At 69.9% G+C, this 22727-nt stretch carries 15 protein-coding genes; 10 read left to right on the forward strand and 5 right to left on the reverse strand.

Translation table 11 applies throughout. The features are described 5' to 3' along the window. The first annotated feature begins 22 nt into the window (after nucleotides 1–22). From CACI_RS18345 to CACI_RS18370, 6 genes are all read left to right on the forward strand, one after another. On the forward strand, nucleotides 23–1678 hold the full coding sequence (locus CACI_RS18345; RefSeq protein ID WP_015792322.1) for a SagB family peptide dehydrogenase: 1656 nt from the start codon (nucleotides 23–25) through the stop codon (nucleotides 1676–1678). Then, nucleotides 1675–4389 carry a lantibiotic dehydratase gene (locus CACI_RS18350; protein WP_015792323.1) on the forward strand — a complete coding sequence of 905 codons (2715 nt, stop codon included), beginning with the start codon at nucleotides 1675–1677 and terminating at the stop codon, nucleotides 4387–4389. The genes CACI_RS18345 and CACI_RS18350 overlap by 4 nt, the downstream gene beginning before the upstream one ends. Continuing rightward, nucleotides 4382–5425 (forward strand): lantibiotic dehydratase C-terminal domain-containing protein, encoded by a 1044-nt coding sequence (locus CACI_RS18355; protein WP_015792324.1) that lies wholly within the window; start codon nucleotides 4382–4384, stop codon nucleotides 5423–5425. The genes CACI_RS18350 and CACI_RS18355 overlap by 8 nt, the downstream gene beginning before the upstream one ends. Nucleotides 5426–6765: 1340 nt before the next feature. Then, a complete protein-coding gene (locus CACI_RS54230) occupies nucleotides 6766–7692 on the forward strand; it encodes an ABC transporter ATP-binding protein (protein WP_041541960.1) in 927 nt (308 codons plus the stop codon). Further along, nucleotides 7689–8441, forward strand: a complete 753-nt coding sequence (locus CACI_RS18365) for an ABC transporter permease (protein ID WP_015792326.1) — start codon at nucleotides 7689–7691, stop codon at nucleotides 8439–8441. Before CACI_RS54230 ends, CACI_RS18365 begins: the two co-directional genes overlap by 4 nt. Beyond that, nucleotides 8438–10372 carry a TOMM precursor leader peptide-binding protein gene (locus CACI_RS18370; protein ID WP_015792327.1) on the forward strand — a complete coding sequence of 645 codons (1935 nt, stop codon included), beginning with the start codon at nucleotides 8438–8440 and terminating at the stop codon, nucleotides 10370–10372. Before CACI_RS18365 ends, CACI_RS18370 begins: the two co-directional genes overlap by 4 nt. A 68-nt stretch (nucleotides 10373–10440) precedes the next feature. Here the strand turns inward: CACI_RS18370 and CACI_RS18375 are convergent, their stop codons facing one another. Next, entirely contained in the window at nucleotides 10441–10638 is a 198-nt protein-coding gene (locus CACI_RS18375; protein ID WP_015792328.1) for a thiazolylpeptide-type bacteriocin, read from the reverse strand. Between the two features lie 182 nt (nucleotides 10639–10820). Between CACI_RS18375 and CACI_RS18380 the strand changes: the two genes are divergently transcribed. Then, on the forward strand, nucleotides 10821–12134 hold the full coding sequence (locus CACI_RS18380) for an amidohydrolase (RefSeq protein ID WP_015792329.1): 1314 nt from the start codon (nucleotides 10821–10823) through the stop codon (nucleotides 12132–12134). Nucleotides 12135–12371: 237 nt separating this feature from the next. Continuing rightward, nucleotides 12372–14420 carry a transposase gene (locus CACI_RS18385; RefSeq protein ID WP_263053474.1) on the forward strand — a complete coding sequence of 683 codons (2049 nt, stop codon included), beginning with the start codon at nucleotides 12372–12374 and terminating at the stop codon, nucleotides 14418–14420. A gap of 391 nt (nucleotides 14421–14811) precedes the next feature. Here CACI_RS18385 and CACI_RS18390 read toward each other — a convergent pair whose 3' ends face one another. The 4 genes from CACI_RS18390 to CACI_RS18405 form a co-directional block, all read right to left on the reverse strand. Further along, nucleotides 14812–16494 carry a glycoside hydrolase family 13 protein gene (locus CACI_RS18390; RefSeq protein WP_015792331.1) on the reverse strand — a complete coding sequence of 561 codons (1683 nt, stop codon included), beginning with the start codon at nucleotides 16492–16494 and terminating at the stop codon, nucleotides 14812–14814. A gap of 96 nt (nucleotides 16495–16590) precedes the next feature. Continuing rightward, a complete protein-coding gene (locus CACI_RS18395; protein ID WP_015792332.1) occupies nucleotides 16591–17577 on the reverse strand; it encodes a carbohydrate ABC transporter permease in 987 nt (328 codons plus the stop codon). A 21-nt stretch (nucleotides 17578–17598) separates the two neighbouring features. Beyond that, nucleotides 17599–18582, reverse strand: coding sequence for a carbohydrate ABC transporter permease (locus tag CACI_RS18400; RefSeq protein ID WP_015792333.1), 984 nt, complete (start codon nucleotides 18580–18582; stop codon nucleotides 17599–17601). A gap of 124 nt (nucleotides 18583–18706) precedes the next feature. Further along, nucleotides 18707–20107, reverse strand: a complete 1401-nt coding sequence (locus tag CACI_RS18405) for an ABC transporter substrate-binding protein (RefSeq protein WP_015792334.1) — start codon at nucleotides 20105–20107, stop codon at nucleotides 18707–18709. A gap of 394 nt (nucleotides 20108–20501) precedes the next feature. Here CACI_RS18405 and CACI_RS18410 point away from each other — a divergent pair, with 394 nt between their 5' ends. Together CACI_RS18410 and CACI_RS18415 are read left to right on the forward strand one after the other, a co-directional pair. Further along, the gene (locus CACI_RS18410; protein WP_015792335.1) at nucleotides 20502–21563 is read left to right on the forward strand and encodes a LacI family DNA-binding transcriptional regulator; all 1062 of its coding nucleotides are present in this window, start codon (nucleotides 20502–20504) and stop codon (nucleotides 21561–21563) included. Between the two features lie 69 nt (nucleotides 21564–21632). Then, entirely contained in the window at nucleotides 21633–22655 is a 1023-nt protein-coding gene (locus tag CACI_RS18415; RefSeq protein WP_015792336.1) for a LacI family DNA-binding transcriptional regulator, read from the forward strand. Nucleotides 22656–22727 lie beyond the last annotated feature (72 nt).

A 22727-nucleotide genomic window follows, 5' to 3' on the forward strand; every position in this document is an offset into this window, starting at 1 on the left:
GCCGCGGGAGGAAGGGAGCTCCATGGGATTCGCCCACGAGTACGCCACCGCCGTGGCCTGGCGCGGCAGGGTCCTGATGGAACCCGCCGACTTCGTCCCGAACTGGGCGGACAAGCCACGGCGCGCCAAGTACTACCCCGGCGCGCTCGGTTTTCCGCTGCCGGACACCGAGGACGAGGCCGCGGCCAGCGTCCAGAAGGGACTGTTCGATCCGGCCGGTTCGCAGCCCTTCACCCTGAGCCTGCTCGGCGGCATGCTGCGCGACTCCTACGGACTGATCGGCCGCCGGCTCGGCGTGCAGGCGAACACCGACCTGGCCGCGCTGCCGTCGTACAAGGACGCGAACTGGTCGCGGGGAACCGCCTCGGGCGGCGGCCTGTACCCGATCGGCGTCTACTGGTTGTCCGGTCCCTCCGGGCCGCTTCTCCCCGGCGCCTACCACTACTCGCCCGGCCATCACGCGATGCAGCGGCTCGTCGTGGGCGACCCGACCGGCGAGGTGCGGGCCGCGGTTGGCGACGAGGCGCTCACCGCGGACACCGACCAGTTCCTCGTCCTGGGCATCAAGTTCTGGCAGAACGCCTTCAAATACAACAGCTTCTCCTACCACGCGGTGACGATGGACGTCGGCACGGTGCTGCAGACGTGGCGGATGTGGGCGGGAGCCAGAGGCCTGCGGATCGACCCGCTCCTGTGGTTCGACGAGCAGCGCCTGAGCCGCCTGCTCGGGGTGTCGACCGAGGACGAAGGGCTGTTCGCGGTGGTTCCCGTGCGGTGGGACGCGCCGTCGGCGCCCACCGCCGAGCCGGCGACCGAGCGGCTGACTGAGCCGCCGAACGAGCGGCCGACCGAGCCGCCGATCCAGGTGCGGCGCACCGACCAGGAGCGTTCTCGCACCGTCCTGACCTTCGACACCATCCGCCGGGTTCACGCCGCCACCATCGAGCACGCGACGCAGCGCCCCGACCGCCTGGCCCTGGAAGCGGCCAGGGCTCACGCGCCCGATGAGCGGCGCGAGGCTGCGACGCTGCCCGAGCCGCGTCCGCTCCAAGCCACCGTCCGCGCGGCTCTGCACGCCAGGCGCAGCAGCTTCGGACGGTTCTCCGCGCAGCGGACGATCGCTGCGGACCAGCTCTCCGCCGTGCTCGCAGCCGCTGCCGCCGGTGCCGCGCTGGAATGCGACGTGACGAAGCCAGGAGGCGCCGAGCTGGTCAAGCTCTACGCGTTCGTCTCCCACGTCGACCAGATCGCCCCGGCGAGTTACGAGTACGACCCGCAGGAAGGTGCGCTGCGGATGGTCAAGCCGGGCGCGCCCGGCTCGTTCCTCCAGCGCAACTACTTCCTCGCCAACTACAACCTGGAACAGGCCGCGGCCGTCCTGGTCCCCTCGGTGCGCACGCACGCCGTGCTCGACGCGGTCGGCGACCGCGGCATCCGGCTGGTGAACGCGCTGGTCGGGGCGGTGGCGCAGGCGGTGTACACCGCGAGCGCGGCGGCCGGCATCGCCTGCGGCGTCGCCCTCGGCTTCGACACCATCTCCTACATCGAAGAACTCGATCTCCACCAGGCCGGCGAGATCCCCTTGCTGACCATGATGATCGGCGCCGAGCGGCCGCGGCCGGCGGACTTCCGCCACGATTTCGGCCCGCTCGGCCCTGTCCCGGGGAGCGTGCGGTGACGTACCTGGAGTCGGCGTTCATGCTCAGGGTCGCCGCGCTGCCCTTCGCGATGCTGGACGTGCTGCGCAGCCCGGATTCGGTGCGGTGGGCCCGGGAGACGCTGGTTCTGGAACGGGAACTGGGCCGGGCCGGACGCGCGCTCAGCGATCCGATCGGCGCGCGGGTGCCCGCCGTCGAGGCCGAGCAGGACCGGCGGCGCCTGCTCGCGCTGCGGCGCCAAGCCTTCAACAACCAGCTGCCCGGCGATCTGCCCGGCGCGCGCCGTCTGGCCGCTACGCTCGGCGGCCCGACCGGCGAGGCGTTGAGCGCCTGGCTTGAGGACCGCGAACGCTTGGAAGCCGTCCGGCGGGCCGGCAGCTCCCGGTTCAGCGAAGAGCTGGAGGCCGGTCGCGCCGGCCTGCGCGCGCTGTGTGGCGAGGATCGCCTCCAGCTCGGGCTGCTGCTGGCCTCGCCGACCCTGGACCGGCAGATCGGCTCCTGGATGCGCGGCGGCAAGCAGGACAAACGCAGCCGCAAGATGGAGCGCTCACTGCTGTCCTACCTGTACCGCACGGCTGCCAAGACCAGCCCGTTCAGCACGTTCACCGGGGTCGCGCTCGGCCGCTTCGAGCTCGAGGCGGGTCCGGACACCTCGATCAGCGGTGTCTGGAGCAGCCATCCGCGGCTCAACGTCGTCGCCCTGGCCCGGCTGGCCGAGGCCGTGACGGGCAACGACCGGCTGCGGGGCGACCTGCCGGTGTCCGCGGCCTCGGGATGGGACGCCGACGCCGACCGCGTGCGGTTCGTGCGCCGCTCGCGTGATGCCGGCGGCGACGACGCGGCGGTGAGTTTCGACGCCGCGCGCGACCGGCTGTTCTTCCTGCGCCGCAGCGGCGCTCTGGAGGAGTTGCTCGGGCATCTGCGCGGCCGCGGTTCGGTGCGCTATGGGGAACTGGTCGATCTACTCGCCGCCCGGCAGGACGCCAGCCGGTCGGAGGCCGACCACTACCTCGGCGCTCTCGTGCAGCTGGGCATCCTGCAGCTATCGGTGTTGGACATCGATGTGCACAGTCCTGATCCGCTGCGGGCCTTCCAAAACGCCCTGCGCGGGATCGAGCGGCCTTGGGCCGAACATGCCGCCGATCTGCTGGAGCACCCGGTCGCGCGGATCGAGGCGTACGCCGCCGCGGGCGTCGACAAGCGCCGGGCGCTGATCGCCGGAGTACGCGACGATCTCACCGAAGTGCTCGCAGCTTTGGGTGCGCCGGAGGGGTCGCTGCCGCTGACCCTGTTCTACGAGGACGTCCGTGCGCAGGATGCGTCAGTATTCTGCGAAACCGGGCTCTGGGACCGGGTCGCCGCCGAACCGCTGTCCCGGATGGCCCGGATCCTGCCGGCCTTTGACATCGCCCTGCCCCAGCAGTTGACGCTCAAGGGCTTCTTCCTGGCCCGACACGGCGTCGCAGGCCACTGCGACGACATGCTCCGGCTGGTCCACGACTTCCACGAGGACATCTTCGACCAGTATCTGCGGCTCACCGCCGACCGCCCGGCTCTGGGCCCGGACGGCGACCCGACGCCGGAGGAGAACTGGCTGCGTCTGCCCGAGATCGATGCGTTGGACAAGGCGCGCAAGGCGTTCGTGACCGGGATGAGGGCGCGCTGGGCGGCGCTGCCGCCGGGCGCCCCTGAGCTGGACCTCGGCGAGGAACTCCTCGATGAGGTCGCGGCATGCCTGACCCCGTTGGGCCGTTCGTACGCGCCGCAGAGCCACTTCGTTCAGCTGGCTGCGAACCGGCCCGAGCCGCTGGCCGTCCTCAACGACTCCTTCGGAGGGCTCTGTTTTCCCTTCACCCGCTTCACGCACTGCTACGACGGTGACGAGCAAGCCCGGCTGTCCGATCAGCTGCGCGCGGACCTGCGCCGGCGGCAACCCGACGGAGCCGTCTTCGCGGAGATCACCGCCGGAGCCGCGACGACAAACCTCAACCTGCACGGCAGGCTCACCGACTACGAGATCGTCTGCCCCGGGGAGTCGAGTTCGGCCGAGGGCGACGCCCGGATCGAGCTGGACGACCTGTGCCTGGAGCACGACCCGGACGACGACCGGCTGATCCTGCGGTCGCGGCGGCTCGGCCGCGAGGTGATCCCGCTGTATCTGGGCTACCTGCTGCCGATGGTGCTGCCCGAGGTTCCCCGAACCCTGTTGCTGCTCTCGCCGACGTCCAGGGCGTTGCCCGACGTGTGGCGCGGCGTCCCGGAAGGGCCGCAGGACGATGGCGTGATCGTCCGACCCCGCGTGCGCTACCGCAGCCTCGTGGTGAGCCGGCGGAGATGGGCAGTCCCGGCCGACCGCCTGCCGGCGCGCGGCGCGGCTTCGCCGGATGCCGACTGGTTCCTGAGCTGGCAGCGTTGGCGCACCGCACACGGGCTTCCCGACCGGGTCTTCGCCCGAGTGCGCCATCCGGATCCAGGCGCCGGAGGAGCGTGGTTCGGTGGGGACAAGCCGCACTACGTCGACTTCGACAGTGCCCTGTCGCTGATCGGCTTCGAAGGGCTGCTCCAGACCGGCGACCATGTGACGTTCGCGGAGATGCTGCCCGCGCCCGAGGACCTGCACGTGGTCTCCGACCGCGGTCGCCACGTCGCCGAACTTGCTGTGGAGATCATCCCGGACCGAGTCCCGGCACGGCCGGGCGCCGCGAGGCATCCCGGAGGCGTCCATGTCTGACATCACTCCCACCGACGCCGGCCCGTGGCAGGCGATCCACGTCTTCTACGCCTCGAGCACCAGACCGCTGCTGACCGAGTGCGTCCGCCCGATGGTGGACGGGCTGGTCGCGGACGGGCTTGTGTCAGGGTACTTCTTCATCAACTACTGGCTGGAGGGTCCGCACCTGCGCCTGCGGCTCAAGCCCTCCAGCATGGCGGCCGTCGACCCGGTACGCCGGCGCGCGAGCGCCGCGATCGAGGACTTCCTGCGCACCCGGCCGGCGCTGTTTGAGGTGAAGGACGGCTTCTTCGGCGAGCTGTACGCGACGCTGTTCGAGCTCGAATACACCCCGGAGGAACGCGAGCAGCTCACCGGCGCCGACGGAGCGATGCGGCTGCGGCCGAACAATTCCCACAGCTTCGAGGCGTACGAGCCGGAGTACGGCAAGTACGGCGGCCCGGCCGGCATCGCCTTGGCCGAATGGCATTTCCAGCACTCCAGCGATCTGGTGATGGAGCTGGTCCGGACCATGAACGTGCACCTGCGCACGGTGCTCCTCGGCTTGTGCGCGCAGCTGATGACGGTCATGGCGGGCTGCTTCATCCCGGACGACGAGGCACTGGTGCGCTTCCTCGAGCGCTACCACGCGTTCTGGGACGCCGCGTTCCACACCACTGATCTCACCGCCGCCAAAGGCTACGAGCACGCCTACGACCAGACCGCCGGCGTGCTCGGCCCGCGCATCCACTCCATCCGCCGCGAGGTGGCCGAGGGTCGCGGCGAGCAGCTGCCCGGCTTCCTCGGCGCGTGGGCCGCGCACTGCACCGAGCTGCGGGACCGGGCTCAGGCGCTGGCCGACCGGGGCGAGCTGGTGTTCCGCTCCTGGAGCGGCGACGAGCTGTTCCAGCCGGACACCTCCGAGCAGGCGTTGGCGATGCTGTTGTCGCCGTATCTGCACATGACCAACAACCGGCTGTCGGCGACCGTTCGCGATGAAGCCTTCCTGTCCTACGTCCTGGCCCGGGCTCTGCGCGAACAGGCGGTTCCGCGGTGACCGCCGCGTCCCCGGCGACCGGGGACCGCCCGGCGCTGTCCGACCTGCGGCCGGCCCGCGTGCCGGGGCTGCGCGTCAGCGGACCGACGCTGCGTGGCACGACCCTGATCCACTTCGTCCAGAGCCCGCGTGGCGGAGGGCTGCTGGAGGTGCGGTCGAAGGAACACTTCATCATCTCCAGGCTCGACGGCTCCCGGTCCCTCGGCGAGATCGGCGAGCAGTACGCCGCGCGCTTCGGGGCGGCGCTCGGTCCGAAGCAGTGGGAGCAGATGCTCGGACTGCTGTACCGGCGCGGGCTTTTGGCGACCGGTGCGGCGGACACGCCGGATGCCTCGGCCACTGCCGCCACCGCCGCCGCCGGAACCGGAACGCTGCTCAACGGAAACCTGCTCAGCGGAAACGCACGCCTGGTCGCCGACGCTCCGGCACTGATCGAGCGGCTGTACCGGGTGACCGCCTTCGCTCGCCGACGCGCCGTCCTGATCCCTGTCACCGGGTTCCTCGCGCTCATGCTCGGCTACCTGGCGGCGCGGCTCGGCGATCTCACCGACGACGCCACGTATCTGATCGACCGGCCGGGACTGCTGCTGCCCGTCCTGACCCTGCTGTGGGTGACGCAGGGGATGCACGAACTCGGACACGGCGTCGCCGGGCGAGCCGCGGGCGGACACATCGAGGAGATCGGGCTGCGCTGGCACTGGGGAACGGTGTTGATGTACTGCCGCGTCGAAGGCGTGCAGTTCTTCCCACGCCGCCGCGCGCAGGTCGCCCTCGCGCTGGCCGGCGTCTTCGTGAACCTTCTGGCGCTGCTGCCGTTCGCGATCGCCTGGGCTTTGGTTCCTTCGACCGGTCCCGCCGGACGCCTGCTCGGCGGGCTGGTGATGATCGGCGTCGTCTGGGGGCTGGCGAACCTGATTCCGCTGCCCCCTCTGGACGGCTACAAGGCCCTGGGTTACGCGCTCGGCATCGACAGGCTCGCCACCGAGAGCCGCCGGTTCGTGCGCCTGTCCCTGGGCCGCGCCGTGCGCCGAGGTCCCGGCATCGCCGACTACCCGGTCCGCCTGCGTTTCCTTTACGGCGCCTACGCTGCCGTGTTCTTCGCCCTTCCCGCCGCTTTGGGTGTCGCGGCGGTCCTCGCCAGTCGGCGCTACCTGAGCGACCACTTCGGCAGCGCAGCCGGTGACGTTCCACCGGCGGCGGTCGCCGGCGCTTTCGTGCTGTGGCTGCTGGGGATGGTCGGCGCTCGCCTGCGCGGCAGGCGCGGTGCGAAGACACAGAGCCCGGCGCGCCCCGAACCCCGACCGGTCGCGCATCCCAGTCCCGCAGAAGGGAACCGCCCTATGCCAAAGCACCAAACGGATTCGGGCATACCAGCGATCGAAGTCAGGGAGATCCGGAAGGAGTACGGGGGAGTGCCGGCTGTCGACGGCGTGACCCTCACCGTGGCCCGGGGCGAGTTCTTCGGCCTGCTCGGGCCCAACGGCGCGGGCAAGACGACGCTGGTCGAGATGATCTGCGGACTGCGGCGTGCCGACTCCGGGTCCGTCACGGTGCTCGGCGCGAGCCCGTGGCCGCGCGACGTCGCGCTGCTGGCCCGCATCGGCATGCAGACTCAGTCCTCTGCGTTCTTCACACGCTTGACGGCGCTGGAACACCTCCAGACCGTCGCCGCGCTCTACGGTCTGGGCGGGCGCACCGCTCGCGACGCCCTGGACCTGGTCGGGATCCCGCAGCAGGCGCGGGTGCTCGTGGAGGCCCTCTCCGGCGGCCAACGCCAGCGCCTGGCCATCGCGACCGCGCTCATCCGGGACCCCGAGCTCGTCTTCCTCGACGAGCCCACGGCCGCCCTGGACCCCGAGGCGCGCCGGGACCTGTGGAGCGTGCTTCGCGCACTCAAAGAACGCGGACACACCGTCGTCTACACCACGCATCACATGGAAGAGGCCGAAGCCCTCTGCGACCGGGTCGCGATCATGGCCCACGGGTCGGTGATCGCCTGCGACACCCCCGGCAACCTGGTGCGGTCGCTGGACGCGCCCACGCGGCTCTATCTGCCGGCGGCGAAGCTGACCCCCGAGGCCGCCCTGAGGATCGCAGGGGTCGATCGCGCCGTCGTGGACGGCTCCGAGCTGGAGCTCCAGACCCGGACCCCGGGACCGGTGCTCGTCGCGGTCGGCGAGGCGGTCGGATTCGACGCGGTGCGGACTCGCACGACCAGTCTTGAAGACGCCTACCTGGCCCTGATCGGAATGGACGGCGCGCGATGACAGCCTTCAAGGCCTTGACGATGGCGGCGTTGCGCGCGTACGTCAGAGACAAGGCGACGGTCTTCTTCACCTTCGCCTTCCCGTTGTTGTTCCTGGTCGTCTTCGGGTTGATCTTCCGCAACCAGAGCGTGCACGGCTCGACGCCGTACATCGACTACATCGCGCCCGGCGTGCTGGCCTGGGGCGTGGGCAACGCGGCGCTGTTCGGGGTCGCCTTCGCCCTGATGAACTGGCGCCGCGACGACATCCTCCGGCTGGTGTGGCGCACCCCGGCGCGGCTGTCCGCCGTGCTCGGCTCGCGCTACGCCCTGGCCCTGGGCGTGGGCCTGTCCCAGACGGTGTTGTTCCTCGGGGTGGCCGTCCTGCCCTTCTTCGGCCTGCACATCTCGGCGACCTGGCCGCTGGCGCTGCCCGTGCTAGGACTGGGGATCGCCGCGTTCCTGGCCATCGGCGCGGTGATCGGCAGCCGGACGAACACCCCCGAGGCGGTCGCCGCCGTGGCCAACAGCGTCATGGTCCCCATGGCCTTCCTGTCAGGGTCCTTCTACCCGATCGACCTGATGCCGTCCTGGCTGCGGGACTTCGCGAAGATCCTGCCGCTGCACTACCTCGTCTCCGGTGTCGGCGGCGCGCTGTCGCGGCACGGAGGGATCGGGCAGCCGGCTGCCGCGTGCGCCGCGCTGACCGCTTTCACGCTCGTGTTCGGCCTGCTGGCGGCGCGGACCTTCCGCTGGAGCAACGCCTCGTGACCGCCGAAGCGACGATCGCAGCCCCGCCGGTCGTGACGGCGCGGGCGCTGGAGACGGCGCGAGCGCGGTTGGCCGCGACGCTCGCGGAACGCGCTGTCGCGGTGGGCCTCGACGCGGTGGCCGTGGTGCCGCTCGGCGCCGCGGATGTCGCCGATCCGCAGCGCGATCCGTACGCCGCGCTCCGTCCGACGGCAGCCGTCCATCTGACGGCGCAAGCCGCGTTGATCGGGCCGTGGGGCGCGGGCCGGGGCTGCGGGACGTGCCTGGGCATCCGGTGGCAACGCCTGCGCACGCGCTCGGAGCGTGATGCGCTGGAGCAGGGCTGGACGCCGCGGGCGATCGGCTCGTGGCCGCTGCTTCCGGAGCACGCCGTCGACGCGATCTGGACTGCCTGTCTCAATACTCTGAATCGGAGCGTCCCGGACCGGACCCGGCGGGTCACCCGGGTCGATCTGGAGACTTTGCGGCTGCACACCGTCCCGCTGCTGCCTGAACCGCTGTGCCCGCACTGCGGTGAGCCGGATCAGGGCTTTGACGAGCTCTCGACCGGTCTCGTGTCCCGCGCCAAGCCGGCGCCCGACGCCTACCGGCTGCGCTCGCCGGGCTCCTATCAGCTCCCGGCGGATGCCCTGGCCAATCCGGTCTGCGGCGTGCTGGGCGCGGCCACCTGGCTCGATGTCACCTCGCCCACCACGGCGCCGGTCGCCGGGACCGTGTTCATGCGCGGATACGCCGGATTGACCGATGTGACCTGGAGCGGGCAAGCGAACAGCTTCGAGGACAGCAGGCGTCTGGCTTTCCTGGAAGGGCTGGAGCGCTACGCCGGAACCCACCGCCGGGTCCCCGGCCCTTCGGTCATCGCGGCGTTCGACGACCTCGACGACGCGCTCGACCCGCGCACCTGCGGTGAGTACGCGCCGGAAACGTATGCGGCCGACTCGATGACCAGCCCGTTCGATCCGAAGCGGCCGATTCCGTGGGTGCCCGGCTATTCGCTGCGCACCGGGCGTCGCGTGCACGTGCCAGCACGGCTCGTCTACTACAGCGCGGGCGTCCAGGCGGACAACTTCGTGTTCGAATGCTCCAACGGCTGCGCCACCGGCAGTGTGCTGGAGGAGGCGATCCTGTTCGGGCTGCTGGAGCTGATCGAACGCGACGCGTTCCTGCTCGGTTGGTACGGCGGCGCCGAGCTGACCGAGATCGACCCCGCCTCCTGCCCGAGCCCGGCGCTGGCCGCCATGATCGACCGGGCCGGCCTGCGCGGGTACGACGTGCACGTCTTCGACAACCGGATCGACCTGGCGATCCCGGTCGTGACGGCGGTGGCCGTGCGCCGCGACGGGGGACCGGGGACCCTGGCCTTCGCCGCGTCGGCCGGCTTCGATCCGCGCACCGCCGTCGAGGGCGCGGTCTCGGAGATCCTGACCTACATCCCGCACCTGCCCCGCCAGGTCGCCGAGCGCCCGCAGGAGTTGGCGGCGATGGCGGGCGACTTCGACCTGGTCCGCCGCCTGCCCGACCACGCCGCTTTGTACGGACTGCCCGAGATGGCGCGGCACGCACGCCGCTACCTCGGCCGATCCGACCGAGGCGGCACCGGCATCCGTTCCTACGACGAGGTGTACGCGCAGTGGTCCCGGCGCCGGCCGGACACCGGCGACCTGCTGGACGATGTGCTGTTGTGCCGCGACGAGATCGCGGCGGCCGGACACGACGTGATCGTGGTCGATCAGACCACGCCGGAACAACGGCGCCTGGGACTGCGGACGGTCTGCACGCTGGCTCCCGGCCTGCTGCCGATCGACTTCGGCTGGGGACGCCAGCGGGCGCTGCGCATGGACCGGTTGCGGACGGCGCTGCGGCGCGGCGGCCTGCGGGACAGCGATCTGGCCGACCACGAGGTGCACCGGGTCCCGCACCCTTTCCCTTGAACCACGACAGCGCCGGGCGGCGCGTCGTCACACGACGCGCCGCCCGGTCCCGGTCCCTGTCCCCGCGGTCAGGCCGAGCAGCTGGTGGTGCTCGTGGTGCTGCTGCACGTGCTGGTGCTGCTGCAGCTGGTCGACGAGCCGAGCATGACCTCGCTGGCGTCGGAGTAGTCCGTGATCTCGAAGGTCTCGGACTCCAGGGCGAGGATCTCGGCGGCCAGCGCGGTGACGCTGGTGTCCTCGAGGGTCTCAGTGGTGTGGATCTGCATGGTGGTTACCTCCTCGGTGTGGGGTCGCGCCCCCGGACGGATCCGGCGAGGCCGATGCCTGGCGGGTGCGCGCGTGGTTCCACCTTCAGTTCTAGCCGTCGTCGCTGGCAGGAGACCGTTCCGACCGCTGTCACCCCGCTATCACCCGAGCCGTTTCGCGAGGCGCATCAAAGGACTCCGATATGCGTGATCTTCCAAAGTCCCTCTCCGGCAGTTTCCTGACAGAGCCGTTCTCCGCCGCGCAGGCCGTGGAGCTGTATCTGCATCTCCACCGCGACCCGGAACTGTCGGGCGCCGAGGAGCGCACCGCCGCCCGCCTGGCCCGTGCCCTGACCGGTGACGGCTTCGAGGTCGCCAGCGGCGTCGGCGGCCATGGCGTGGTCGGGGTTCTGCGCAACGGATCCGGTCCCACGGTCATGCTCCGCGCGGAACTCGACGCGCTCCCCGTCCGCGAGCAGACCGCTCTGCCGTATGCGAGCACTGCGACGGCGCTCGACGCCGAGGGTCGCCTGGTCCCGGTGATGCACGCCTGCGGTCACGACCTGCACGTGGCGTGTGCGGCGGGCGCCGCGACCGTGCTGGCTCAGCGTCGCGACCGTTGGCGCGGCACCCTGATGGTCGTCGGCCAGCCGGCCGAGGAGACCCTGACCGGCGCCGCCGCGATGCTCGAAGACGGGCTCTACGAACGCTTCGCCCCCGGCCCGCCGGACGCCGTGCTGGCACAGCACTCGGCACCGCTCCCCGCCGGCATGACGGCCCACCCGACCGGCGCCGCGACCGCCGCCGGCGCCGCCCTGCGCGTGGTCGTCCACGGCCGCGGCGGCCACGCCGCCACCCCCCACCTGGCCATCGACCCCGTGCGGGTCGCCGCAGCGATCGTGCTCCGCCTGGCAACGGTCGCCGACGAAGAACTCGGCACCGCCGCCCCCGCCGCAGTCTCCGTTGGATCACTCCACGCAGGCACGTCACCCAACGTCATCCCGGACGAGGCACACATCGAGGCGACAATCCGCACCCTCACCGACCCCCACCTGGAACGCCTACTCGCCGCAGTACACAGAATCATCGCCGCCGAAAGCGAAGCAGCAGGCTGCCCCGAACCCCCCGCCGTGACCCTGCTCAGCAGAACCCCGGCGAACCACCCCGACCCAACCCTGGCAGCCGCCATCATCCGCGCACACCGCCACCTCCTGGGAACCGAACGCGTCGCCCTCTGGCCCCCCACCCTGGCCACCGAGGACTTCCCCCTCTTCGGCCCACCCGGCGCCGCCACCGGCCTCCACAAATCCCCCGCCACCCGCACCGCCTACTGGATGTTCGGCACCATCGGCCCCACCCAATGGCACCAAACCCCCGGCCACACCGCCGCCGAAAAACTAGCCACCCTAGCCCCCAACCACTCACCCAAGTACCAACCAGACCCAGGCCCAGCCATCCCCGCCGGCATCCGCACCCTGGCCTCAGCAGCCCTCGCCGCCGGCCTCGCCGAGCCCTGAGGCGCTGCACGCGGCCGCCGGAGGTGGTGGTCATGGCTTATGTGGGGGTGGTGCGAGCTGGCTGGTGCGGCTTGTCGGTGGGTTTTGAAGAGCTTTTTACGGCTTCGAGCATGGTTTGATGGCCTCGCAGATCCTGTTGCCCATTTGGCTGTTGGGGTGGTTGTGGTTTGTTGAGGGTGTCAGGGTTGGTTGTGCGGCCGGTTCTTTTTCCCGATCCCCGGTCGTGGGGTGGGTTGGATGTCGATGCGGCCGGAGCCGTGGCCGGAGCCTGTGCCTGAGGTGGCGGAGGCGGTGCGGTCGAAGAACTATGGCCGCACGGTGCCGATGCCGGTGGCGGTGCGGGACCGGCTGGGAGAGTTGTTCCCGGATGCGGAGTTCGCGCAGGCGTTCGGGCCGACCGGCCCGGCGGGCTGGTCGCCGGGCCGGCTGGCGTTGGTCTCGGTGTTTCAGATGGTTGAGAACCTGACCGATCGGCAGGCTGCTGATGCGGTGCGGGACCGGTTGTCGTGGATGTACGCGCTGGGGCTGGATCTGGCCGATACCGGGTTCGATCACAGTGTGCTGTCACAGTTCCGGACCCGGGTGATCGAGCACGGTCTGGAGGAGAAGGTTCTTGATCTGCTGCTGGCCCGGTTGGTCGATCTGGGGCTGTTGGCCGATGGTGGGAAGGCACGTACCGACTCCACTCATGTGGTGTCCGCGGTGCGGGATCTGAACCGGCTGGAGTTGGCCGGGGAGGCCGTGCGCGCGGCGATCCAGGTGTCGGCTGCCGCAGCCCCGGACTGGGTTGCCGAGGTGGTGGATGTGCCGGGTTGGACGGCCCGCTACGACACCCACGTCGATACCTGGCAGATACCCACCTCGCAGGCCAAGCGGGACCAACTGGCGTCCGTCTACGGCCGGGACGGACACGCCCTGCTGGCCGCGGTCTATGACCGGCGCTCCCCGGCCTGGCTGGCCGAGCTGCCGGCGGTGCAGACGCTGCGGGTGGTGCTGCTGCAGAACTACATCGTCACCACCGATGCGCGCGGACGGGAGGTGGTCAGGCGGCGGGAGGGCTCCAAGCAGGCAGGGGACGGTCTCCCGCCAGGCCATCTGCGCACCGCCTCCCCCTATGACACCGACACCCGCTGGTCGGCCAAGCGCGACATGTTGTGGAACGGATTCAAGCTGCACGTCACCGAAACATGCACCGGCGAACCCTGCCAGGACCGGGCCCGGCCCAACCTCATCACCAATGTCGCAACCACCCACGCCACCGTCTCCGATGCCGCCGTCTTGGCCCCGGTCCACGCCCGGCTGGCCGACCGCGGCCTTGGCCCGGCCGAGCACTATGTCGACTCCGGATACGCCAGCGCCGAAAACATCATCGCAGCCAGGTCGGACTACGGTATCGCCTTGATAACCCCGGTGCTGCTGGACAACTCCGCCCAGGCCCGTGCCGGGAACGGCTTCGCCGCCGCAGACTTCACCATCGACTTCAAACACCAGTCCGCCACCTGCCCGCAGGGCGCACACAGCTCCTCGTGGTCCCCGGCCTCCCAGCGCGGCTACCCGGTGATCGTGGTCAAGTTCGCCAACAGCGTCTGCGGGCCCTGCCCGGTACGTCAACAATGCACCACCTCAGCCAGCGGCCGCCGACAACTGACCTTGCACCCCGCAGCCCTGACCCAGACGCTTCAGGCCCGACGCACCGAACAGACCGACCAGCGCTGGCAGACCGACTACGCCCTACGCTGCGGCATCGAGGGCACCATCAAATCAAGCCGTCGCCGTCACCAACATCCGCCGCGCCCGCTATCGAGGCATCACCAAAACCCGACTACAACACATCTACAGCGCCGCAGCGCTCAACCTCATCCGGCTGCACGCCTGGTGGAACGACCAGCCACTCGACCGCTCCCGCACCAGCCACCTCGCCCACCTCGAACTCGCCCTCACCGCTTGATCAAATCAAATGGGCAACAGGATCCTCGCAGGGGACGCAGTTCGGTGGTGCGTGTCCGGGTGGCGCTGGCGGCCGGCGGTTGCGGGTATCCACGACAAGTCGCGGACAGCATCGCGAACCTCGGTGGTGCCTTGCACCGGCATCGTGCTGGGACTGGCGGCCTGCCCGGGGCGCGCGCTAAGCGGTGGGTGGGGGACCTCTTCCCACAGGGATGTTGTCCCGGATTCCTCGTCGCTGTCGGCGGTGCTTGCACAATCATTCCGGACTGGCGGTGTCCAGCCGGGCGTTTCGCCAGCACAGCAGCAGTGATTCGGCTTGATACCGCCAGGCCGGGATGATTCCCTCCGGGCGACGTCAGCGACGAGGAATCCGGGACGAAGGCGACCACAATTCAGACCGCCGCCGACCCGCCCAACGCGGCCCGACCCCCCGTTGCAGAGCGCCCGCCGGAGGCGCTTGCTTTTGATCTCGGGCACCCCTCAAACGCGGCCGCCGCCCGCCAACCCCAACGCATGCGCAGTGACTCGGACCGGCGCGCGGTCGTGTCCACCACCACCGCCGGCCGCCAGCGCAGACCAGTCACCCACTACCGAACTGCGCCCCCTGCGAGGCCATCAACACCTTGCGCGAAGCCGTAAAGAAAGCTTCTAAAAACCCACAAACAAACCGCACCCAACCACCCCGCACCACCCCTCACCACCCCACACCACCCCCACACAACGAACCCACTCACCCCACCGCCACCCGCAACCACACCGCAGCATCCGCAGCCAGCATCCCCTCGACCAAGTCCGCGCTCTGCACCAAGATCCCGGCGTGCGGCGGCAGGGGAATCGGCGTCGTGGACAGGTTCGCGATGCAGCGCAGCGATCCGCCTCTGGTGAAGTCCAGGACCGCCTCGTCGCTCGGCATCCAGTGCAGCGTGCCGTCTCCCAGCGCCGGTTCCTCGCGGCGGATGCGGAGGGCTGCGCGGTAGAGCTCGAGCATGGAGCGGGGGTCGCCGGTTTGGGTTTCGACCGTGAGGGCGGCCCAGTCTGCCGGCTGCGGCAGCCATGGTTCGACCGCGTTCGCCGCGTCAGCCGGAGAGAAGCCGAAGGGCGCCCGAGTTCCGGACCACGGAAGAGGCACGCGACAGCCGTCGCGGCCAGGGTCCGACCCGCCGGTGCGGTGCCAGATCGGGTCCTGGCGGAGGTGCGCGGGGATGTCCTCGACCTCCCACAGGCCCAGCTCGTCGCCCTGGTAGATGTACACCGCGCCGGGGAGTGCGAAGGTCAGCAAGGCCGCTGCTCGTGCGCGGCGGGTGCCGAGCTCGATGTCGAGGGCGCGGCCGTGTTCGCGGCGGTCCATGGCGAAGGAGGTGTCGGTGCGGCCGTAGCGGGAGACGTGGCGGTCCACGTCGTGGTTCGACAGGACCCACGTCGGTGGGGCGTCGACCGGGGCGTGGATCTGGATGGTCGCGTCGATGACGGAGCGGAGCTCGGTGGCGTTCCAGGCGCTGCACAGGTAGGGGAAGTTGAAGGCGCTGTGCAGCTCGTCGGGGCGGAAGTAGTGGGTGAAGCGCTCCGGGTCCGGGATCCACAGCTCGCCGATCAGGGCGCGGTCGCCGCCGTAGGATTCGGCCACGGCGCGCCAGGCGCGGTAGATCTCGTGGACGTCGTCGCGGTCCTCGAAGGGGTGCTGTTCGGGAGCGGAGGCCAGGTCGGGGAGCTCGGCGTCCTTGGTCAGCAGTGCGGCGGAGTCGATCCGGATCCCGTCCGCGCCCCGGTCGAACCAGAACCGGAGCACGTCCTCGAACTCCGCCCGGACGTCCGCCGACGTCCAGTTGAAGTCGGGCTGCTCGGGGGCGAACAGGTGCAGGTACCACTCACCGGGAGTGCCCTCGGCCGCCGGGACGCGCGTCCAGGCCGGGCCGCCGAAAATCGACTGCCAGTCGTTCGGCGGCAGCGAGCCGTCCGCACCGCGCCCCGGACGGAACCAGAACCGCTCACGCTCGACCGAGCCGGGCCCGGCCGCCAGCGCCGCCTGGAACCAAGGGTGCTGATCCGAGCAGTGGTTGGGGACCACATCGATGATCACCTTGATGCCGTACCCGTGCGCCTCGGCGATCAGCGCGTCGGCGTCGGCCAGCGTCCCGAACACCGGCTCGATGTCGCGGTAGTCGGCGATGTCGTAGCCCGCGTCAGCCATCGGCGAGGGATACCAGGGGTTGAACCACAGTGCCTGGACGCCCAGATCCGCCAGATACGGCAGCTTGGCGCGCACCCCCGGCAGGTCGCCGACGCCGTCCCCGTCGGAGTCGGCGAAGCTGCGCGTGTAGACCTGGTAGATCGACGCGCTGCGCCACCAGGCGGCGGCCGGTGCGCGGTCCTGATCGGCGGCGGCGGGCAGAAGGTTGTTGTCGACGTGGATCACAGGGTTCTGCTTTCTTCGAGCCCGGATTCAGGCAAGGAGGTACCGTCCGCGCAGCCTCGGCGCGCGAAGGAGGGGGGAACGGAGGCGGAGAGCGGGCTACCCCTTCAAGCTCCCCACCGTCAGACCGGCCATGATGTTCCGCTGGAACACCAGGAAGAAGATGATCGCCGGAACCGCCGCGATGGCCGAAGCGGCGATCACCATGTTCTGCGGCGAGGTGTTAGCCGCCTGCGTGAGCCCCACGTTCAGGGTCTCCCGCGTCGGGCTGAACCCGCCCTCGACCAGCTTCGGCCACAGGAAGTCCTTCCACACCGACGTCACCGCGAAGATCGACACCACCGCCAGGATCGGCCGCGACATCGGCAGCACGATCGACCACAGGGTCTTGAACCGCCCCGCCCCGTCGATCGCGGCGGCGTGCATCAGATCGTCGGGAATCGAGTCGAAGAACCGCTTGAGCAGGAAGATGCTGAACCCGTTGGCGACCGAGGGCAGCCAGATCGCCGCCGGCGAGCCGATCAGATTCAGGTGGATCACCGGCACGTCGGCGACCGTCAGATACTGCGGTACGACCAGCACCAGCGCCGGGATCATCAGCGTCGCCAGCATCAGCCCGAACACCGCGTTGCCGAACCGCGGCCGCAGCTTGGAGATCGCGTACGCCGCGGCGACGTCGAAGACCAGCTGGAACGCCAACGCGCCGAACGCGTAGTACAGCGTGTTCCCCAACAGCCGCGCGATCCCCGTCTTGCTCCAGGCATCGACGTAGTTTCCGGGGTGGACGGCGTGCGGGTAGAGCGTCGGCGGACTCTGCACCGACTCCTTCGTCGACTTCAGCCCGTCGGTGAACATGAAATACAGCGGGCCGAGGAAGATCATCGTGAAACCGACGATCACCAGCGTGGCCACGATCCAATACAGGATCCGTCCCCGCCTGCGGTTCAACGTGGCGCTGGAGACCAGCGTCCGCGTGGTGGTGTCGTCCAAGGCGGAGCGCTTGCGCTTGCCCGCCGCCGAACCCGCAGCCGCCGACCGGCGGCCCCGGTTGTGGTTGATCAGGGTCCTGCTGTGCTGAGTGCTCATCAATCGCCTCCTTCGGCGGTCCTACTTGTCGCGGTCCCGGCTGATCCACAGATAGAGCGCGGAGAACACGCCCAACACGAGCATCAGCAACACCCCGAGCGCCGAGGCGCTGTTGTAGTTGCTGGACCCGGACAGGTTGAACGCGTACTGGTAGATCAGGTTCACCACGGAGATCGTCGAGTTGTCCGGCCCGGCGCCGCCGTTGGTGAGGATGAAGGGCTCGATGAACAGCTGCATCGTGCCGACGATCTGCAGCATCAGCATCATCGACAAGATGAGCCGGGTCTGCGGGATGGTGACGTGCCGGATCCGGCCGAGCACGCCCGCGCCGTCGAGTTCGGCCGCTTCATACAGCTCGCCGGGGATGTTCTGCAGCGCGGCCAGGTAGATCAGGGTCGTGCCGCCCATGTTCATCCAGGTGGAGGCGATGACCACCGAGACCATCGCGCTGCCCGAGGACTGCACGAACTGGGACGTCGGCAGGTGCACCAGGTGCAGCAGATGGTCGAACAACCCCACGTTCGGGTCGTAGAAGTACTGGAACAGCAGCAGTGCCGACGCCGGGGGCAGCATCACCGGCAGGTAGACCAGGACCCGCAGATAGCCGCGCGCGTGCCGCAGCTCGTTCAAGACGATCGCCACGACGAACGGCACCGCGAACCCGATCAGCAGCGCCAGCAGGCTGAACTCCACGGTGTTCTTCCACGCCGCGGCGAACGTCGGGTCGTGGAAGATCCGGGTGTAGTTCCGCCACCCGACCCACGTCGTCCTGGGCAGCCGCGTCACCGGGTCCCGGTGCGTCCCCTGGAAGCTCATGATGAACTCGCGGATCATCGGATACCAGGAGAACAAAGCGAAACACAGGACCGCGCCGGCCATGAAGCCGTAGCCGGCGAGGTTGCGCCGCAGGTTCAGGACGAACCGGCGCTGCGGCGCGCGCGGACCGCCGGCGGGGGACCGCGGGAGGGACTGATTCCCCGGTCCGAGGAGGACTTGTTCCGCCATCACTGCTCCATGCTCGATCGGGAGGTGGGTCGTGCGAGGCGCCGCGGAGCCGGATGTCGTCCGATCCGGTCCCGCGGCGGCGCTGTGGTCGCCGGCCGGCCAAGCCGGCTAGCCGGTCAGCCGGTCAGCCGGCGTTCGCGAGCAGCGTGTTGACCTGGGTCTCCGCGGTCTTGAGCAGGTTCGGGATGTTGGCGTTCGGGTCGTTCAGGACACTGAGCATCGTGGCGTCCAGCGTCTTGTAGACCGCCTGGGCGTCGGCGGGCTCGCCCATGCCCTTCTCGTGCGCGTCGACGAACGTCTTGAAGTACGCGGTGTTCACCGTCGCGCTGGCCGCCTTCAGCGTCTCGTTCTTCGCCGAGGTGTCGCCGATCCAGTCCAGCGGCTCCGGGAAGCCGACCGGCAGCCCGTCGGCCTTGGTGCGCGCGTAGTTGAACTGGCCCTGGCCCGGCGTCAGCATCGAGAACGCGATCCACTTGATGCCGGCCCGGATCTGCGCCGGGGTGTCGTGCTTGTTGAACATGACGTCGTCGCCGCCGGACAGCGACCCGGCGGGCGTCCCGCTGGTGCTGGGCAGCGGACCGATGCCGTAGTCGTCGACGTTGCCGCCGTCCTGGGGGACGATGACGTTGTAGATGTCGTCCGGGGAGGCGACGTACATGCCGAGCTTCCCGGCGCCCATCTGCTTCTGCAGGTCGCCCCATTTCAGCTGCTGGGTCGGGCTCATGCTGTTGTCGACGAAGCGCATCTGGTGCAGCGCCTGCAGCACCTCGGTCGCGGGCTGGGCGTTGAACGCCGCCTTCGTCCCGTCGCTGCCGATCATCTGCCCGCCGTTGGCGTCGACCTCGGAGGAGAAGTGCCAGCCGCCGTTGTTGCCGGCGCTGTACTCGCCATAGCCGTAGATCCCGTTGCCCAGCGCGGTGATCGCCTTGGCGTCCTTCTCCACGTCGGCCCACGTTGTCGGCGGGTGGTCCGGGTCCAGACCGGCCTGCTTGAACAGCTTGCGGTTGATGATCAGGCCCTGGGTGTAGATGCCGGTCGGCAGCCCGTAGAGCGTCTTGCCCGCGGTGACGGCGGCCAACGCGGACGGCGCGATGTCCTTGAAGCCGGGGAGGGTCGTGTCGTTGACATAGGACGTAATGTCGGCGGCCTGTCCGGAGTCCAGCACCTGGTTCAGGTCGGTGAAGTAGGTGTGGAACACGTCCGGCTCGGTGCCGGCCCGCATCTGGGCCGTGAACGTCGCGGTGTCCTCGCACGGGTAGGTGTCTATGCCGTTGATCGTGATGGTCGGGTTGGCCTTCTCGAACGTGGCGACGTCGGCGAGCCATTCCTTGCGCTGCCCGGCCTGGCTGGTCGGCGGCTCGCAGGGCACGGAGATCGTGACCGGGCCGTCGCCGCCGGCCGGCGCCGCGGCGCCCTTGGCGCCGCTCTTGCTGCTGGAGCACGCCGCCGCGGACAGGCTCAGGCCCGCGACGAGGACGAGGGCGGCGGTCCTGCGAACAGTGGGCCGCTGGGCGTAACTCTTCATCGAACACCTTCCTGGACGGAACTATGAGGGATGGGAGTGGTGCAAGCGCAGCTCGGGTGATCGGTGGGAAACCCGCGGCGGGGTGAAAAAGCGCCGTTCCGATGTCGAGTGGGCCTCACCGTAGCTGCGACCAATCGCCTACGCAAGATATCGATGAACCTTTGCAAGGACGGGACTTCGCCGCGAATCAGAAGTCGAAATCGGTGGCTACCCGGGCATTCCGCCGAGCCGTGCCAGGTCGAGGAGTCGGCGGCGCATCGCTGCATCCCGTTGTCCGGCGCCGAGAAAATCTTCGGATCGGGCTCGCCCGGCGCGCGCCAGGTTTCAGAATCGAGTCCGTCTTCTCACCAGCCTGGTGCAAACCTTTGCAGGCGATCGTCGTATCGTTGCGGTCATGACTCCCACGCCAGCCCGCCGCCTTTCCGAAGTCGCCCAGAAGGTCGGCGTCAGTGAGGCCACCGTGAGCAGGGTCCTCAACAACAAGCCCGGCGTCGCCGAGGGCACCCGCGAAGCCGTGCTCACCGCCCTGGACGTCCTGGGCTATGAGCGCCCGACCCAACTGCGCGGCGAGCGGGCCCGGCTGATCGGCCTGGTCCTGCCGGAACTGCAGAACCCGATCTTCCCGGCGCTGGCCGAAGTCGTCGGCGGCGCGCTCGCTCAGCGCGGCTTCACCCCGGTCCTGTGCACCCGTACCGCCGGCGGCCTGTCGGAGTCGGCGTACGTCGACATGCTGCTGGACCAGCACGTCTCCGGCGTGGTGTTCTGCGGCGGCCACTACGCCGAGGCCGACGCGCCCCACGACCACTACCGGCTGCTCAAGGACCGCGGAGTTCCGGTCGTGCTGTTCAACGCGGCCGTGGAAGACCTCGGCTTCCCGGCGGTGTCCACCGACGACGAGGTCGCCTGCGAGCAGTCCTACGGACACCTGGAATCGCTCGGCCACGAGCGCGTCGGGCTGGTCGTCGGACCCGAGGACCACATGCCCTCGCGGCGCCGGGTCGCGGCCTTCCTGGCCGAGGCGGAGCGGGCCGCGAAGCGTGCGCCGGGCTATGGCGCGCGGCGCTTGTCGGTCGTTGTGGAGCACGCGCAGTTCTCGATGGAGGGCGGCCGGGCGGCGACCGCGCGGGCCCTGGCGCAGGGCGTCACGGCTGTGGTGTGCGGCAGCGACGTGCTCGCCCTCGGCGCGATCCGGGCGGTGCGCCGCTCCGGTCTGGACGTCCCGCGCGACGTCTCGGTCGTCGGCTTCGACGACTCCAGCTTCATGAACTGCACCGACCCGGCGCTGACCACGGTGCGCCAGCCGATCGAGGCGATGGGTCGGGCCGCGGTGGCGATGCTGCTCAAGCAGGTCGAAGGCGGGCGGATGAACACCGAGGAGCTGCTGTTCGAGCCCGAGCTGGTGGTCCGCGGATCGACCGGTCCGGTCCGCGATCCGGGCGCCGGAATCGCCGCCTGACCGAGAGCTGCTTGATTCTCGTCACCGAATTGGTCGTTTCTTGCGTAGATCGGTTGTACGCTGACGGCCGTGGCTACCAAACTCTCTGACGTCGCCTCCTTCGCCGGCGTCAGTCTGGCCACTGTCCGCCGGGTCCTGAACGACCAGCCGTTCATAGCCCAGGAGACCCGCGACCGCGTCCTGACCGCCCTGGACGTCCTGGGCCACGAGCGTCCGGCCAAGTTCCGCCGCGGCCGGGCCGGGCTGGTCGGATTGGTCGTCCCGGACCTGCAGAACCCGATCTTCCCGGCCTTCGTGGAGTCGGTCTCGGCCGGTCTGGTGAAACAGGGCCTGATGCCGGTGCTGTGCACCCGGACCTCCGACGGGGTCTCCGAGGCGAACTACATCAAACTCCTGATGGACCACGACGTCGCCGGCATCGTCTTCATCGGCTCCTCCTACGCCGACGCGGGCCCGGAGTACTCCCGCGAGCTGCGCGAGCGCGGCATCCCGCTGGTCCTGATCAACCCGGCCGACACCAACGAGAAAGTCTGCCGGGTCAGCGTCGACGACGCCGCGGCGGTGGACCAGGCCCTGAGCCATTTGGGCTCGCTCGGCCACACGCGCGTCGGCATGGTGCTGGGCCCGGTGGGCCACATCCCCTCGGCGCGCAAACTCGGTGCGTTCGTCGCCCACTGCGAACGGACCGGCGCCGAACCGGGCGCGTGGCGGGATCTGGTCGTCCACACGGGTTTCTCGATCGAGGACGGCCGCGCCGCGACCGCCCGGTTGCTGGCCTCCGATGCGGGCGCCACGAACTGCACAGCCCTGATCTGCGCCAGCGACGCTCTGGCTCTGGGCGCCGTCCGCGCGGCCTACCGGCTGGGCATGAGCGTCCCGGGCGACCTGTCGGTCATCGGCTTCGACGACTCGCCCTACATGATCGCCACCGACCCGCCGCTGACGACGGTCCGGCAGCCGGTCCGCGCGATGGCCGCCGCCGCGGCCGAGGCCCTGAAGGCGCAGATCAGCGGACACGCCGTGCTCGGCGAGGAGACGCTGTACGAGCCGGAGCTCATCGTGCGCGCCTCGACCGGCATCGCGCGCCACTGAGCGCCGCACCCAGCGCCGTCTTAGCTCATCGCGTCACAGACCTCTGTCCTGTTCGCACCGCTGCGCGTGAGT

The sequence above is a fragment of the Catenulispora acidiphila DSM 44928 genome (assembly GCF_000024025.1).
Classification (GTDB): domain Bacteria; phylum Actinomycetota; class Actinomycetes; order Streptomycetales; family Catenulisporaceae; genus Catenulispora; species Catenulispora acidiphila.